Source organism: Lonepinella koalarum (genome assembly GCF_004565475.1).
Classification (GTDB): domain Bacteria; phylum Pseudomonadota; class Gammaproteobacteria; order Enterobacterales; family Pasteurellaceae; genus Lonepinella; species Lonepinella koalarum.
In genome coordinates, this window is the sequence record NZ_SRHX01000001.1 from 199,486 (window position 1) to 213,611 (window position 14,126).

Here is a 14,126-nt window from a genome sequence, read left to right on the forward strand (position 1 = left end):
TTTTTTACTTGGAGTTGCAAAAACGCTAAGCGTGATGATAAACATATGCCGTATTTTTCCCCACACCGACCTTGCTGATTTTGCCTTGTTTGAGCAAATTCGCAAGGGTGCGTTCTACGGTGATTTTACTAATATCAGGATAACGCAATAAAATATCTTGTTTGCTAATTTTGCCTAAGCTTTGTTGCAGTAGATATTCAATGCGTTCGGCTTTGGATAATTTACCGATTTGCACCGTAGAAACACGGCTTTCAAAATCTCTATAAGCCTTTAAAATAATCCCCAAATAATAGCGGATAAAGGGCTTGTAATCGTTCTTTTCTTCGTGCCAGCTTTGTGAGCTTTGTTGCAAAACTTCATAATAAGATTCTTTGCTTTTTTCAATTAACAATTCAAGACTAATATATTTTCCCACGATAAAATCCGCACGATATAATAGCAATAAAGTTAATAAACGGCTCATTCGCCCATTGCCATCGTTAAAGGGGTGAATGCAGAGAAAATCCAAAATAAACAATCCGCTTAATAATAAAGGATCGTAAATATCGTCTTTTACAGCTTGATTATAAGCGGTGCATAAATCTTGTATGGCTTGCGGTGTTTCAAAAGCAGAAAGCGGTTTAAAACGAATAACAGATGAACCATCTTCTTTTATTTCGGCAATGCTATTATCTTGATTTTTATACTGTCCGCCCATTCTTTCGTTCGTGAAAGAATAGAGTAATTGATGCAGTTGCAAAATATAATTTTGGCTAATGCCGATATATTCATAATTTTCGTGAATGGTGTTTAATACTTCACGATAGCCGACAATTTCCTGCTCACTACGATTTGTCGGTTCGGTTTTTTCTGCCATCAATTCAGCTAAGCGTTTATCGCTGGTAAAAATCCCTTCAATTTGGTTTGATGCTTTGGTACTTTGAATTTTGGCAACATTTAATAAGGAAGCTAAAATATCAGGGTTCGCTTCAATAAATAAATCTTGCTTGCCACGATGTTCACGAATACCGCTGAGCAATTTTACAATATCAGGGGTTAATAACTCTTGGGGTTTGTGTTGATAATCAAATGTTCGCATTTTCTACCTCATTTGTGATTTTTATACGTCATTTTAGCATTGTTTGATGTATAAAGTAAGGTTATGATGTAGAAAATAGGGCTTGAATGGGGATTTTGGAAACTGCGGTGATTTTTCTATGTGTTTTTACAACTCAATCGCCTAACTCAAAATCCCCCAATTCCGCTTCCAATTGCCCCACGGTTGGCAAACTGCTTTGCAAGTTTTCAGGTAAATGACGTACTAACTCATATTCCGCCACGCCAATCGGTTTATCAATGCCCGATAAAGCATATTCTGCCACCAAGCGATTTTGCGTACGGCACAGCAACAAGCCAATAGTCGGATTATCATCGTCTGCTTTAAGTTGTGCATCAACGGCGGCTAAATAGAAATTTAATTGCCCCGCGTGTTCGGGCTTAAATGCCGTGGCTTTTAGCTCTACCACAACATAGCTTTTTAGGCGAGTATGATAAAACAGCAAATCAATAAAAAATTCATCACCATTGACTTCTAGGCGATATTGTCGCCCAATATAGGCAAATCCGCTACCCAGTTCAAGTAAAAAACGGGTAACGTGACGCACTAAGGCATCTTCAATTTCACGCTCCTGAGCATCTTCGCCCAAGCCTAAAAAATCAAATAGATAGGGGTCTTTTAAGGTTTCTTGGGCTAAGGTAGAATAAATATCAGGCAAGCGTTGGTGCAAATTATTTTTAATCTGCACTTCCAAAGTGGTACGAGACCAATGCTCGCTCAAGGCTTTTTGTACATAAAACAAACGTTCATCAGCCGATTTTAAGCGAGTAATGATTAAAACATTATGTCCCCAAGGCAATTGTCCAACAGCTTGTTGGACAAATTCAAAATCTGTCCACGTTTCGGCAAAAGCTCGCATATACATCAAGTTTGCTCGTGAAAACCCTTTCATATCAGGAAAGGCTTCTCGTAAATCACGTCCTAAGCGGTCAATGACTTTGCTGCCCCAGCCTTGCTGTGCTTGACGCTCTAAAATCTCACGCCCAATTTGCCAATACAAACAAACCAGTTCGGTATTAACTGCCAACACCGCTTTATGCCGTGCTTGGGCGACTCGTTGTTTAATTTCGGCAAGCCATTGGGTGTAATCGCTGGGTAAGGTGTTGTTATCCATATTATTTTCAACTGTATGATGCCAAAAGGAAATGGTATGTAAACACATTATAAGGCGAATAATTTAAGCAAGTCAATTAACTACTACCCCACCAACCCCTGCTCCTTTAACGCTGCCTGAACGCCCTTATCCTGCTCCACTCGAATAAAATAGTCGTCCAAAATGGCGATGTTTTGGCTAAGCGTCCAGTCGCCATCGGTCAACAGTGGCACTGTGCCTTGTGGATTGAGTGCCAAAAAGGCAGGCGATTTTTGCTCGCCACGTTCCAATCGCACCGCTTCAAAATCAGCCTTTGTCCAGTGCAAGGCAACGTGTGGAACGAGTGGGCAAGCCCCTTGTAGGTAGTAGAGTTTTAGCATGATGCGTCTCCTTGCGGTTAGGTATAATATAGCACAATTGTGGCAAAATCACAGGTTACAAAAGTTTGTGTGGCATTGGACATAGCATTTCCCCTAGGGTTTGAAGTATAATGAGCGGTATAGTGAAACATCAGCAAGATAGTCAGTAAACCGAACGGTATATATGGAATACACTAATCGGTATACTTTGGCAAGGGGAATTATGGATTTACGGCAAAAAATCATTGCAACCGCCTTTAACTTGTTTTATGAACAGGGGTTTCATGCTTGTGGGGTGGAGTTGTTGGCAAGTCAGGCTGGCACGACCAAACGCACGCTCTACGCCCATTTTGGCAGTAAAGACGGCTTGATTGCTGCCGTTTTGGATTATCGCCACGAGCAGTTTTTCGCCCTTGTGGAGCAGGCTTTGCAAGGGGTGAGCGGTGCATACAGCGAAACGGCGTATCTGGATTTTATCCGTGCGTGGACACACTCGCCCGAGTTTCACGGCTGTTTATTTATCAATGCCTGTGCCGAGTTTTCCGACCCTAACTCGCCATTTTATCAACAAGCTAGCCAGCACAAACGCCAAGTGCGAGAATTGTTGTATCAGCATTTTGTGGCTGATAATAGTATAGACGCACAGCAAGCGAAAATAGCAGCGGATAGGGCTTTTATTTTTGGCGAAGGGCTGATTGTGGCTGTCCAGACGGGGCAGGGGGAGTTGGTGGGATATTTTGGACAGGCTGAACATTGAGACTATTAGGCAAATAAACAATAACACTGCGGTCATCAATAAAGCAAAAATAGAAGTCGTCTTTAATTTTTGATTCAATTGCATAATACGTAGCGTATCCCTTACCCTCCAGCTGGTTCTAATCCGATTATCGTGATGCTTGGCGGTGTAGGCTGGTCATTTTTATGGTTTCCAAGCTTGTTTGGGGGAGATTGTTTTGGTGCTGGTTGCCTTGCTATACAACAACTTGGCACAAAGTAAGCGTTATCCAAATTATTGGATTTAGATAGATGCTTTATTTTTCTAAATATTTTGTGACATACTCCCTTAACGCTGCAATTTCCAGTTTCGCTTTATCGGATAACACTTTGTTATCCCGCAATATTTGTGCGGAACGCGCATCAATATAGCGTAAATAATCAGGGTTTTGGGTTTGCTCAAATTGCTGTTTAGCGAAATACATTTCCCGAAAATCTTTATTGGCTTGGGAAAGTAATATTTTTTGTCCGAGCAACACAAACACCGCAAATCCCAATACAATCACTGAACCATAACCGTTGGTTGGGTAATGCAAAATACCTGCCAAAATAAAAAGTGCGGTGATAAATTTGGAAGAATTTTTGATGTAGGTTTCAGATGGTGGTGATTGCAGTAATTGTTTAATATTCATAATAGTCCATTGATCAAATTGCGGTAAAAAATCACCGCAAATTGATTATGCTCATTCAAATCAGGCCCCCATCTGAACCGCCTTTGCGACTTGGCATTTTTAGCTAAATTTTGCCTGTCTGAGCGAAGCGAGTTCAAAATTTAGCGTAAAGAAAATGCCAAACGAGCAAAGAACAGCGGTGAAGCTGGGGTGTGTTTTCTTTGTTACTTTCTTTTGCACAAGCAAAAGAAAGTAAGAAAATCACGCTAAGATACCAAAATGATACCCCAAAATCCCCACCCCAAACAAGGCAAAGATGATATACATCGCATTAATTTTACGGCGTAATAACGCCATACAAATAAAGGTCAACACTAGTGCGGCTAAGCCCGGTAAAAGATCGTTTAGCACGCTTTGCACGGTGGTCACCACTTCTTCACCTGCTTGGTTGGTGTAGCGTGACAACTCTAATGGAATATTAATACTGGTCCATTTTGATACCAGCGATCCCATCACAAAGAGACCGAGAATAGATGCTCCTTGGGTCACTTTTTGTAAACGACCGCCTCCCATATCGCCGACGATTTCTGTTCCTTTTTGATAACCATATTTGAATCCATACCAACGGGTTGCTGCACGAGCAAGATTGATTAATACGAAGAATAATAATGGACCCAGTAAGCTACCACTAATAGCTAAACCCGCCCCAAGAGCTGCAAGCACTGGACGTAATGTTCCCCAGAAAATTGGATCGCCCACACCAGCTAAAGGTCCCATCAGACCCACTTTCACACCACTAATGGCGGCATCATCAATTTCTGCACCATTGGCACGTTCTTGTTCCATAGCAGCAGTCACGCCCATAATAGCGGAACCCACCCAAGGTTGGGTGTTAAAAAATTCAAGGTGGCGTTTTAAGGCGGCAGCTTGATCATCTTTGTTGCTATAAAGGCGTTTAATCGCTGGGATCATCGACACACAAAAGCCCATGGATTGCATCCGTTCAAAGTTGAACGATCCTAGTAAAAAGGTAGAACGCCAGTAAGTTGCTCGAATATCTGCTGGGGTTAATTGTTTTTTCTCAGACATGTTAAAATTCCTTCTTATAGACCTTCAAGTTCATCGTCGGCAAGCTCTCTTTTGTTGTTGCTTGCAACCGCTTGTGATTGGTTAAATTGTGGGTTGAGCTGAATATAAATTAACGCTAAACACGCCCCTAAGAAACCCAATCCTACTAAATTGTAATTGGAGAAAGAAGCAATCACAAAACCGATAAAGAAGAATGGCATTAATGCTCCCGCTCTCATCATATTGATTACCATTGCATAACCGACCACCACGATAAAGCCACCGGCAATTTGCAAACCACGAGTTACCACTTCAGGAATTGCATCTAAAGCAGCGGTTACGGTATCAGTGCCTGCCACTAAGGCGACCGCTAACGTGGGAATCGCCACCCGTAATGCTTGTAAGGAAAGCCCAGTGAAGTGACAAAGTTCAATCCCGCGGAAGTTGGCTTTTTCGGCATAATCATCCGCTTTATGCTGTAAGAAAATGGTTAAGGTTCGTACGAAAATAGTTAACACTTGTCCAGCCGCAGCGACAGGAATGGCAATGGCAATTGCTGTGCCTTTATCTTGCCCTCCTTTAATCACCAGAATGGCAGCAATCACTGATGCTAAAGCAGCATCAGGTGCCATAGCGGCGCCTACATTCATCCAACCGAGGGCTAACATTTCCAATGTCCCCCCTACGATTACGCCTGTTTGTAAATCACCTAATACCCAACCAATAAGTGTACAGGCTACTAATGGGCGGTGGGTTTGACGTTCGTCTAATACGGATCCCATACCGCACACTGCAGCAACCAGGGTCACTAAAATAATTTCAATTGTAGTCATAATATTTCCTTAGAATTGAAGTGCATTTAATTTTGCTTTGGTAATCTCGACTTTTGAGCTAGTAGCAACCTGTTGCATGGTCAACTCTACCCCTAAATCGATCAATTTTTTGAAAGCCTCTACATCTGCTTTGCTGACGGTTACTGCTTCTGAAAGCTGTTTATTACCGTCTTTGTAAGTCATTCCACCTACATTGACTTTGTTAATTTTCACTCCCCCTTCAATTAAACGTACAATATCAGCAGGATTAGTAACTAACCATAAAATATTTTTTCCAGTGTATTTGGGGTTGTGATACACCTTAATGGCTTTTTCCACCGGAATCACATAGCCTTTTAAGCCTGATGGCACAATTTGTAGTAACAATTCACGGCGTAAATCATCTTTCGCCACCTCATCATTAACAGCAAAAATCGCTTCACACTTCACTGCTTTCGCCCAAGATGTTGCCACTTGACCATGAATTAAACGGCTATCAATTCGCAACAAGGAAATATTTAAATTACCATTGAGATGAGTTGATGGTTTTTCGGTTTGAATGGGAGTGGGATTGGTCGATTTGACTGGTATTGCTTTCGCTTCAGGGTTGCGGAAAGATTTTACTGCTTGCACACCGACTTCTTTTGCCGTTTCTACCAATTCTGCAAGAGAACAGCTGTCTTTCGCATCAAGACATTCGAGCAACATTGGCAAACTAATGCCTGTCACAATATCAGTATGAGGTCGTTCTGTTGCCAGCCGAGCTGCGGCGTTATAAGGACTACCCCCGAATAAATCCACTAGGAATAAAACGGGTTCATTTTCTGGTAAATTGGCAATAATGGCTTGATATTTTACCATTAAATCATCACCTCCTTCACCGGGGAGGAAAGTAACAACATGGGTATTTTCATCTTCACCGAAAACCATTGCCGCTGAGTTGACGATTTCTGCAGAAAATTTACCGTGTGTTGCAACGATAAGATGAGTCATTTTCAGATCTCCATAGGTTATTAAATAATTTTAAGCTGTAACGTTTCAGCTTGAGCATAATTTACACGTAATGATGTTTTTTGCAACAAATATATTTAGAAAAAGTGTGAACTAGATCACAAATTTAATAAAAAAACGACATTTCTTAAAAATATGAAGAGAGATAATTAAATATATTTATATTTTTATAGAAGAAATTTAGAAAATAATAGTTACTAACTAAATTTCCTCACTTGGCGCACGCCCAAAATACCGTTTATATTCCCGACTAAACTGGCTTGGACTTTCATAACCCACGTTATAGGCAATTTGGGAAATTGGGGCGGAGTGTTGTTGAATTTGGTGTTGCGCTTCAGTCAGACGCAGATTTTTTTGATATTGCAATGGACTTTGTTGGGTAATATGACGGAAATGTTGATAAAAGCCAGATATGCTCATACCGCACAAGCTGGCAAGCTGGGCAATATCCAACGGTTCGCTAAAATGCTGATTGAGCCAAGCCGTGGCTTTACTAATTCGTTCGGCGTGGCTACCCTGACGGCATAATTCACACAGTTTATCGCCTTGTGGACTAGTGAGTAGATAGTAGTAAATTTCCTGCAAATACAAAGGGGCGAGTATGGTAATTTTTTGTTCAAAATTAGGGGCATAGAGCAACGTAAGCAGCCGTTCTAAGGCGTTAATCAGTTCTTGATTAGGATTAAATAAGGTCAGAAAATCTTGTGGCTGAATGCTATTATTTATTGGATTGTGCAAGTTTAATTGACTGGCAATACGAGCAACCATAACCAAATCAAACTGCAAGGACAGAGCAAAATACGGCTTATTTGGCGTAGCGTGATCGACCGTCATGGTTACAGGCGTATTCACAGGGCAAAGGCTCATATTATCTTGATTAAAGCGACAGCATTCGTTACCGATACATAGCTGGCGTTCGCCCATTAACATCATGCACAAACTCGGCTGTTGGCGAAAACCGTTCATCATCTGCGGACTGTCTAAATGGTGCAAAAATAAACCATCTATCGGTGTTTGCCAAATGCTGTTTTTGGGACAAATGGCAAGTAAGGCTTGGGTGATTTGAGCTGAGATCATTTTGGGTTCTCTTATTTAAAAATTGTAGAATTGGGCAAATATCAAGTCAAGCGAATAATACCTACACCAACGAATACTGTCACTAAGCCGACAAGTTGCCCGATGATTAATGGCTTTTTAGATGCACCAAACCAGCCGAATTGATCCACGCATACGCTGCCGAGCAACATACCAAACAAGCCAAATAGCACGGTTTGCCCAGTACCGATATGGGGGACGAGTAAGGTGTTAGATGCCACAAATAACGCCCCCATCACGCCGCCGCACCATGCCCACAATGGTAGTTTAACGTGACGTAATTGACGGAAATTTCCCCATTCTTGGAGGTTTTTTAGGCTAATCCATGCCCCTAATGCTAATAGTGAAGCGATAAGCGAAACCAGTGTTGCTTGCAAGGGCGAGCCTAATAATTGCCCTAATTGTCCATTGATTGCCGATTGACTTGCCACTGACATGCCTGCCAATATGCCAAACAGTCGCCACAACCACAATCCCTGAGCTTGTATTTGGCTGAATACGCCAGTTTTTAAGGCTGGTAAAGCGATCACCGCAAAACTACCAACCAGTACCAGTAATGTCCCACACATTCGGCTGAATGCTAAGGCGTATTCTTGGCTGCCAAACCACGCAAAATGGTCTATCAACAAGCCCATCAACACTTGCCCCAAGATAATCATCAGCGAAGTTTGCACACCACCAAGGTGAGGGAAAAGGATAATCGTGGTAGTTAAACCGACCACACCAAACACACCGCCCAGCCACACCCAAAACGGAGTATTTGTTGGAATATGCAAGCCTAAGCCATCATTGCCGAGTAGCAAGGCAAAAATAATCAAACACGCCACACCAAACGATACCATTGAAGCCAATAAAGGCGAATGTAGGACAGTGCGTAAACGTGTATTAAACACGGTTTGCAAGGCAATGCCAAAGCCTGCCGAGATACCAAGAAGAATGTAGAGCATGGTTATCCTTATGGGGGAATTTGCATGGGAATATTGTGCACTATTTTAGCGAATTAGGCAAGATGGGTTGCGATATTTACAGTGCTGACTATTGTGTTTACATACACCCTCCTATAATCTGCCCGAAAATTTACCCAGTCTATGGCGAAACGGAAAGAAATTTTTGTTAAACTAGCGTTGCATTGATTATTTATAAAATCCCAAACAAAGTACATCAATAGGAATTTATTATGCAGCAATACAAAAGCCTACACCTTGTTCACCCCGATTACCTTGCCCCTATTCACGAGATCAACAACTTGGTCGAAACCAAGGGCTTGGCTGGCTTGGAAGAAATGTTTTCCAGTTTAGGCGAAGCTCATTGCGATGAACGTTGGCAAGCCCCAGCACAAGGCTCGCAACCTGCGGTGGATTTATGTGTATATAAGCCTAAAAACGCCAGAGGCAAACTGCCTGTGATTTATTACTGCCACGGTGGCGGTTATTTGGCAGGCAATGCAATGATGTATGCCGATATGTTTACTGATTTGGCAGAATGCCATAAAGCAGCAGTAGTGAGCGTGGAATATCGCCTTGCCCCACAAGCCCCATTTCCTGCCGATTTAAATGACGCATATCACGGTTTGGCGTATATTCATCAGCAGGCTGCTGAGTTCGGTTTGGATACAGATAAGCTGATTTTAATGGGCGAGAGTGCAGGAGGTGGCTTGACGGCACGGTTGGCATTATTGGTTCGTGACAAAGGCGAGTTTCACCCTGTTGGGCAGGTGTTGATTTATCCGATGTTGGACTGTCGCAGTGGCACGGAAAATTCACCCTATCATCAAGAATATGTGGGCGAATTTTTGTGGACGCACGAACTGAACCGTTTGGGTTGGGATACCTTGCGTGGCGGACAAGAACTTGACGAACAACAACTCGGCTATTTTTCGCCTAGCCTTGCCAAAAACTTAACTGGATTACCAAAAACTTTTATGATAGTAGGCAGCCTAGATTTGTTTGTAAACGAAGATATAGATTATGCTAACCGTCTTATTCAAGCTGGCGTGCCGACTGATTTGTTGATGTTAAACGGTTGTATTCACGCTTTTGACGCGTTAAACCCAACAGCCGAGCCGACACTGCGCTATATGGAAGCTCGCACTCGTGCGATTAATGAGATGTTGGCAAGGTAAGGGATACGCTGCCTGAAAAAATACACCAAAAAAGCCCGCACTTTGTCGGATTAGGCAAATATGTGGTTCTCTACTTACTACCACTAATCTATATATTCAATTTAAGAGGAATAATAAAATAATTTTAGTAACCTGTGCCAACGGCAAAGTTGGCAAACAAATTGTTCAAAACCTTAAAAATAAAGGTTTAAAAATCCGAGCAATGGACGTGAATGAAAAAGTTCACGATTTAGTTAAACTTTATGACGTTGATGAAGCGGTTGTGGGCGATATTAACAATCCAAAAGATGTCGCTGCTGCACTGCAAGGCATTGAAAGCGTATTGTATATTCCCACATCAGGCTTACATAATGAAACTCATAGTGCGAAAGTGGTGATTGATCAAGCGGTTGTTGCTAAGGTTAAAAAATTTGTCATGATGAGTGCTATGCACCCAAACATGAGTACCTTATTACAACACACCGCCAAATTAAAAGCGGAAGAATATTTGGTTTATAAAGGGCTGACAGACAATCTCAATTACACGATTTTGCAACCACAACATTATTGTCATAATTTTGATATTGATTTAGTGGAAAAACTGGGAGCATATCACTGTTTTTACAATAAAAACACCAAATTGGCAGTGGTTGATGTTGATGATGTGGCAGACGCGGCATATTGCGTGCTAACCCAAGACATACACCAAAATGCAACCTATGAATTATCAGGTTCAAGCTATCTTAGCTCACAGGAAAAAACGGATATTTATAATAAATTGACTGGTAAAAATATTCCTTGTATTGAAGTGGGTATTGAAGATTTTATTAAACAAATCCACGTTACTGATACTTATACCCAAGATGCGTTAAGAGCCGTTTCCTATACTTATGGTACTTTTGGTATCGCAGGCAATCCGAATGTACTGCAATGGATTACAGGTAAAAAAGCCACGACATTTGAAGAATATCTACAAAAGCAGTTGGCAAAAAAAGCAATCCTAGAACAGGCGTAGCAATGAAATTTTTAAGCAACCATTGGTATGATTTAACTGTATCAAATGGATTCGTAGCTTGAGAAATTAGTTTAATACTGAGGTTACCATGACTTTTGATATTCCTTTTTATCATTGGGCGTGGGTGTAGCACGGTACAGGTTTTGGCTTTGCCTTGATTGCTACCTTAAAAGGGTAAACCTTACTGGTCAGTAGTGGATAATTGTTGATAGCTGGGGTGGCATTGGTACATTGGCATTAAAATGACTGAGTAAGTTTTTTCAGGCAGCTTGAAAAAACACAAAAAACCTAATGGTCAATGGCAACAACAAGGCAGTAGTTTACCTTAATCGCTTATTTACTGATATTTATTTTATATTATGCCGAAAATGTGCTGCATGCTGTGCATAGCTCTTGGTTGGAGAGTGCGGTTTTTATTGTTAGCTTTAGATTTTGTAAAAGAAGAAGTTGGGGGAGCATGGCGTGGTTGTGTGGTTTTTTGCGGAGAAAATTGTAGGATTAGGCAAAAACACTAGTGAAACAGGCTAACGTAAATTCTCTATACTCTCTATAATATACCCATTCCAAAGCGGAATAGAATATTCACATCAATGGGTAACATACCCTTTAATCATCGGAGCAACATTATGAAAATTTTTTACAGCACCAGTGCCACAGCAGTTGGCGGTCGTTCAGGTCATACACAATTAGATGATGGTTCACTTGGTTTTGATTTGGTGTCATTCCAAGACAAAGATAAAACAGGCGTAAATCCTGAACAGCTTTTTGCTATGGGTTATGCTGCTTGCTTTGACAGTGCGATGAATTTAGTATCTGGACAATTAGGCATCAAACCGACATCAGCAAAAAGCAAAGTGGGCGTAGGCATTGGTCAAAAACCGGATGGCACATTCTCACTAGATATTGATATTACCATTGAAGTGGGAGGTATTAACGAACAACAAGCTCGGGAACTTATTGAACGCACGCACCAAGTTTGTCCTTATTCTAATGCTATTCGTGGCAATGTAGAAACGCGTTTACATGTGAATTTGATTCAATCTTTCGATCTCTAATGAAATATCTACAAGTTAAGCAAACGGTGTGGTTTTGTTAATGGTAAAATATTAACAAATTACACCGCACTTTTATGTTCTAAATCCAATCGAATGAGGAGACACCTATGCTTAATCTTTCAATATTAAATCTCGTTCCCTTACGCCAAGGGCAAAATTTTGTGCAATCTGTTGATGCCATGACTCGTCTTGCTCAACTGGCGGAAAGGTTGAACTTTCGCCGTTATTGGATTGCAGAACACCATAATATGCCAAATATGGCGAGCAGTTCTACTCAATTACTGATTCAGCATACGTTGGCAAATACTCAGAATATTATTGTGGGAGCGGGAGGCGTGATGTTGCCTAATCACAGCCCATTACAGGTGGCTGAGCAATATGGCACCTTAAGCCAGCTTTATCCTAATCGAGTCGAAATTGGTTTAGGACGTGCGCCGGGCACAGATATGCGAACTGCCGCTGCGTTAAGACGAGGCAATATTAACCCTGATTTTGCTCAAGATATAGCCGAACTTCGCCGTTATTTTAGTGAAGAAAGTCGCAATGATAGCGTGAAGGCCTATATGGCAATCGGGCAAGATGTGCCGATAATTATTTTAGGATCCAGCCCTGAATCTGCTTATTTAGCCGCGGAACTTGGTTTACCGTATGCCTTTGCTTCACACTTTGCACCACGTTTTTTAGAAATGGCAGTAGAGATTTATCGCCGTGAGTTCAAGCCATCAGTGGTGCTTGCTAAACCTTATGTGATTGTGGGGGCGAATGCCATTGTAGCAGAGACCGACCAAAAAGCGGAAAGTTTAGCGACCAGTCAAACCAAGCTATTTTACGGTATTGTGTCAGGCAATATGCAACAATTGCAACCACCTTTTGCATCTGAGCAAGACTTTTGGCAGGCCCATCAATCGCCATTTATAGGGCAAGAACAACAAGCGGTCAAATCCATGACTTCCTGTTCCTTTATCGGTAGCCCTAATAGCGTCAAACAGCAGTTGCAGAATTTCCGCAAGCAAGTGGAATTTGATGAGTTAATGGCGGTGAGTTATATTTTTGATGAGAAGTTACAACATCGCAGTTATGAAATGCTGGCGGAAGTGGTGAAAACATTGTAAATGTAGGGACGGTACCTGTGTATCCGCCCAAAAAATACAAATAAAATGCAATTTGCGAAATAATGAGAAATTTGACCGCACTTTTCTTTTAGAAAATTAGGCAAATAAAAGACCGCCTATTTTTCAATGTGCGGCCATTTTTTCGTGCTTTTTGCAAATTAGGCTTGCGTGAAAATTACGTCATCAGCCAAACGTGATTTTGGCAATTTAGCATTAAAATCATCTGCTGCACGGTAGCCGAAAGATACCACAGCAACGGCTTGATAGCCTTTTTCTGTTAAGCCAAATTCTGTATCTAAAGCAGCCAAATCCACACCTTCCATCGGTACGCTGTCAATACCTAACGCCGCAGCGGTCATTAAGGTGAAACCTAAATTTAAATAGGTTTGACGGGCGAACCATTCTTGTTCATCTTTTAAATCGTTGCGGTGAATGCCTAAAAATAAACGGCGGACGTTGTCGCCTGTTTGTTTATCTTCCACTTTGGCATAGCGACCGTCTTTATCTTCTTGCTCTAAAATGGCGTTTAAAAACTCATCAGATGCGTGAACACGGCTAGCAAACACCACAACGTGCGATGCATCTAACACTTTGTTGGTGTTGAAAGGGTAGTTAGTGAAGGCTTTAGCGATGCGTGCTTTGCCTGCATCATCACTGCCTATCACAAAATGCCACGGTTGAATATTCACGCTTGACGGGCTTTGACGTAACGCATCTTGAATATTCTCCCAGTCTCCTGCCGAGATTTTACGGCTGGCATCAAAGGCTTTGGTTGAATAACGTTGTGCGGTAAAAACTGAAGTATTCATAAAATGTTTCCTATCATTAAAAATAAATGGTTGTCTATTATAGTGTATTTAAGGGATTGTATCTGCCTATTTCTACCATTATTTGTAAATATATGGTCATTTTTTAGTCAATTTG

Annotated in this window: 15 protein-coding genes; 5 read left to right on the plus strand and 10 right to left on the minus strand. The window is 41.4% G+C overall.

The window, feature by feature from the left end; translation table 11 throughout:
* Positions 1-25: 25 nt before the first annotated feature.
* The 3 genes from E0709_RS00985 to E0709_RS00995 all read right to left on the minus strand — a co-directional run bounded on the left by E0709_RS00985 (position 26) and on the right by E0709_RS00995 (position 2,569).
* Positions 26-1,078: a Fic family protein gene (locus E0709_RS00985; protein ID WP_132299659.1), complete on the minus strand. Its 1,053-nt coding sequence runs from the start codon at positions 1,076-1,078 to the stop codon at positions 26-28.
* A gap of 133 nt (positions 1,079-1,211) precedes the next feature.
* Complete coding sequence (locus tag E0709_RS00990) at positions 1,212-2,210, minus strand: PDDEXK nuclease domain-containing protein (protein ID WP_132299661.1); 999 nt, start codon at positions 2,208-2,210, stop codon at positions 1,212-1,214.
* Between the two features lie 83 nt (positions 2,211-2,293).
* Complete coding sequence (locus E0709_RS00995) at positions 2,294-2,569, minus strand: glutathione S-transferase N-terminal domain-containing protein (protein ID WP_132299663.1); 276 nt, start codon at positions 2,567-2,569, stop codon at positions 2,294-2,296.
* 202 nt (positions 2,570-2,771) lie between these two features.
* Here E0709_RS00995 and E0709_RS01000 point away from each other — a divergent pair, with 202 nt between their 5' ends.
* The gene (locus E0709_RS01000; RefSeq protein WP_132299665.1) at positions 2,772-3,305 is read left to right on the plus strand and encodes a TetR/AcrR family transcriptional regulator; all 534 of its coding nucleotides are present in this window, start codon (positions 2,772-2,774) and stop codon (positions 3,303-3,305) included.
* A gap of 274 nt (positions 3,306-3,579) precedes the next feature.
* Here E0709_RS01000 and E0709_RS01010 read toward each other — a convergent pair whose 3' ends face one another.
* The 6 genes from E0709_RS01010 to E0709_RS01035 all read right to left on the minus strand — a co-directional run bounded on the left by E0709_RS01010 (position 3,580) and on the right by E0709_RS01035 (position 8,866).
* On the minus strand, positions 3,580-3,954 hold the full coding sequence (locus E0709_RS01010) for a hypothetical protein (protein WP_132299667.1): 375 nt from the start codon (positions 3,952-3,954) through the stop codon (positions 3,580-3,582).
* 240 nt (positions 3,955-4,194) lie between these two features.
* Positions 4,195-5,022, minus strand: coding sequence for a PTS mannose transporter subunit IID (gene manZ, locus E0709_RS01015; protein ID WP_132299669.1), 828 nt, complete (start codon positions 5,020-5,022; stop codon positions 4,195-4,197).
* A gap of 14 nt (positions 5,023-5,036) precedes the next feature.
* Positions 5,037-5,834 (minus strand): PTS mannose/fructose/sorbose transporter subunit IIC, encoded by a 798-nt coding sequence (locus E0709_RS01020; RefSeq protein ID WP_132299671.1) that lies wholly within the window; start codon positions 5,832-5,834, stop codon positions 5,037-5,039.
* Between the two features lie 9 nt (positions 5,835-5,843).
* A complete protein-coding gene (locus E0709_RS01025) occupies positions 5,844-6,806 on the minus strand; it encodes a mannose/fructose/sorbose PTS transporter subunit IIB (protein ID WP_132299673.1) in 963 nt (320 codons plus the stop codon).
* 219 nt (positions 6,807-7,025) lie between these two features.
* Positions 7,026-7,901: an AraC family transcriptional regulator gene (locus E0709_RS01030; protein WP_132299675.1), complete on the minus strand. Its 876-nt coding sequence runs from the start codon at positions 7,899-7,901 to the stop codon at positions 7,026-7,028.
* 41 nt (positions 7,902-7,942) lie between these two features.
* Positions 7,943-8,866: a DMT family transporter gene (locus E0709_RS01035; RefSeq protein WP_132299677.1), complete on the minus strand. Its 924-nt coding sequence runs from the start codon at positions 8,864-8,866 to the stop codon at positions 7,943-7,945.
* 230 nt (positions 8,867-9,096) lie between these two features.
* Here E0709_RS01035 and E0709_RS01040 point away from each other — a divergent pair, with 230 nt between their 5' ends.
* The 4 genes from E0709_RS01040 (at position 9,097) to E0709_RS01055 (ending at position 13,202) form a co-directional block, all read left to right on the plus strand.
* Entirely contained in the window at positions 9,097-10,041 is a 945-nt protein-coding gene (locus tag E0709_RS01040) for an alpha/beta hydrolase (protein ID WP_132299679.1), read from the plus strand.
* Positions 10,042-10,162: 121 nt separating this feature from the next.
* Positions 10,163-11,035: an NAD(P)H-binding protein gene (locus E0709_RS01045; RefSeq protein ID WP_279387411.1), complete on the plus strand. Its 873-nt coding sequence runs from the start codon at positions 10,163-10,165 to the stop codon at positions 11,033-11,035.
* Between the two features lie 626 nt (positions 11,036-11,661).
* Positions 11,662-12,090: an organic hydroperoxide resistance protein gene (locus tag E0709_RS01050; protein WP_132299683.1), complete on the plus strand. Its 429-nt coding sequence runs from the start codon at positions 11,662-11,664 to the stop codon at positions 12,088-12,090.
* Positions 12,091-12,197: 107 nt separating this feature from the next.
* Positions 12,198-13,202, plus strand: coding sequence for an LLM class flavin-dependent oxidoreductase (locus tag E0709_RS01055; RefSeq protein ID WP_132299685.1), 1,005 nt, complete (start codon positions 12,198-12,200; stop codon positions 13,200-13,202).
* A gap of 158 nt (positions 13,203-13,360) precedes the next feature.
* On the opposite strand, the gene nfsB is transcribed toward E0709_RS01055, so the two are convergent.
* Positions 13,361-14,011, minus strand: coding sequence for an oxygen-insensitive NAD(P)H nitroreductase (gene nfsB, locus E0709_RS01060; protein ID WP_132299687.1), 651 nt, complete (start codon positions 14,009-14,011; stop codon positions 13,361-13,363).
* Positions 14,012-14,126 lie beyond the last annotated feature (115 nt).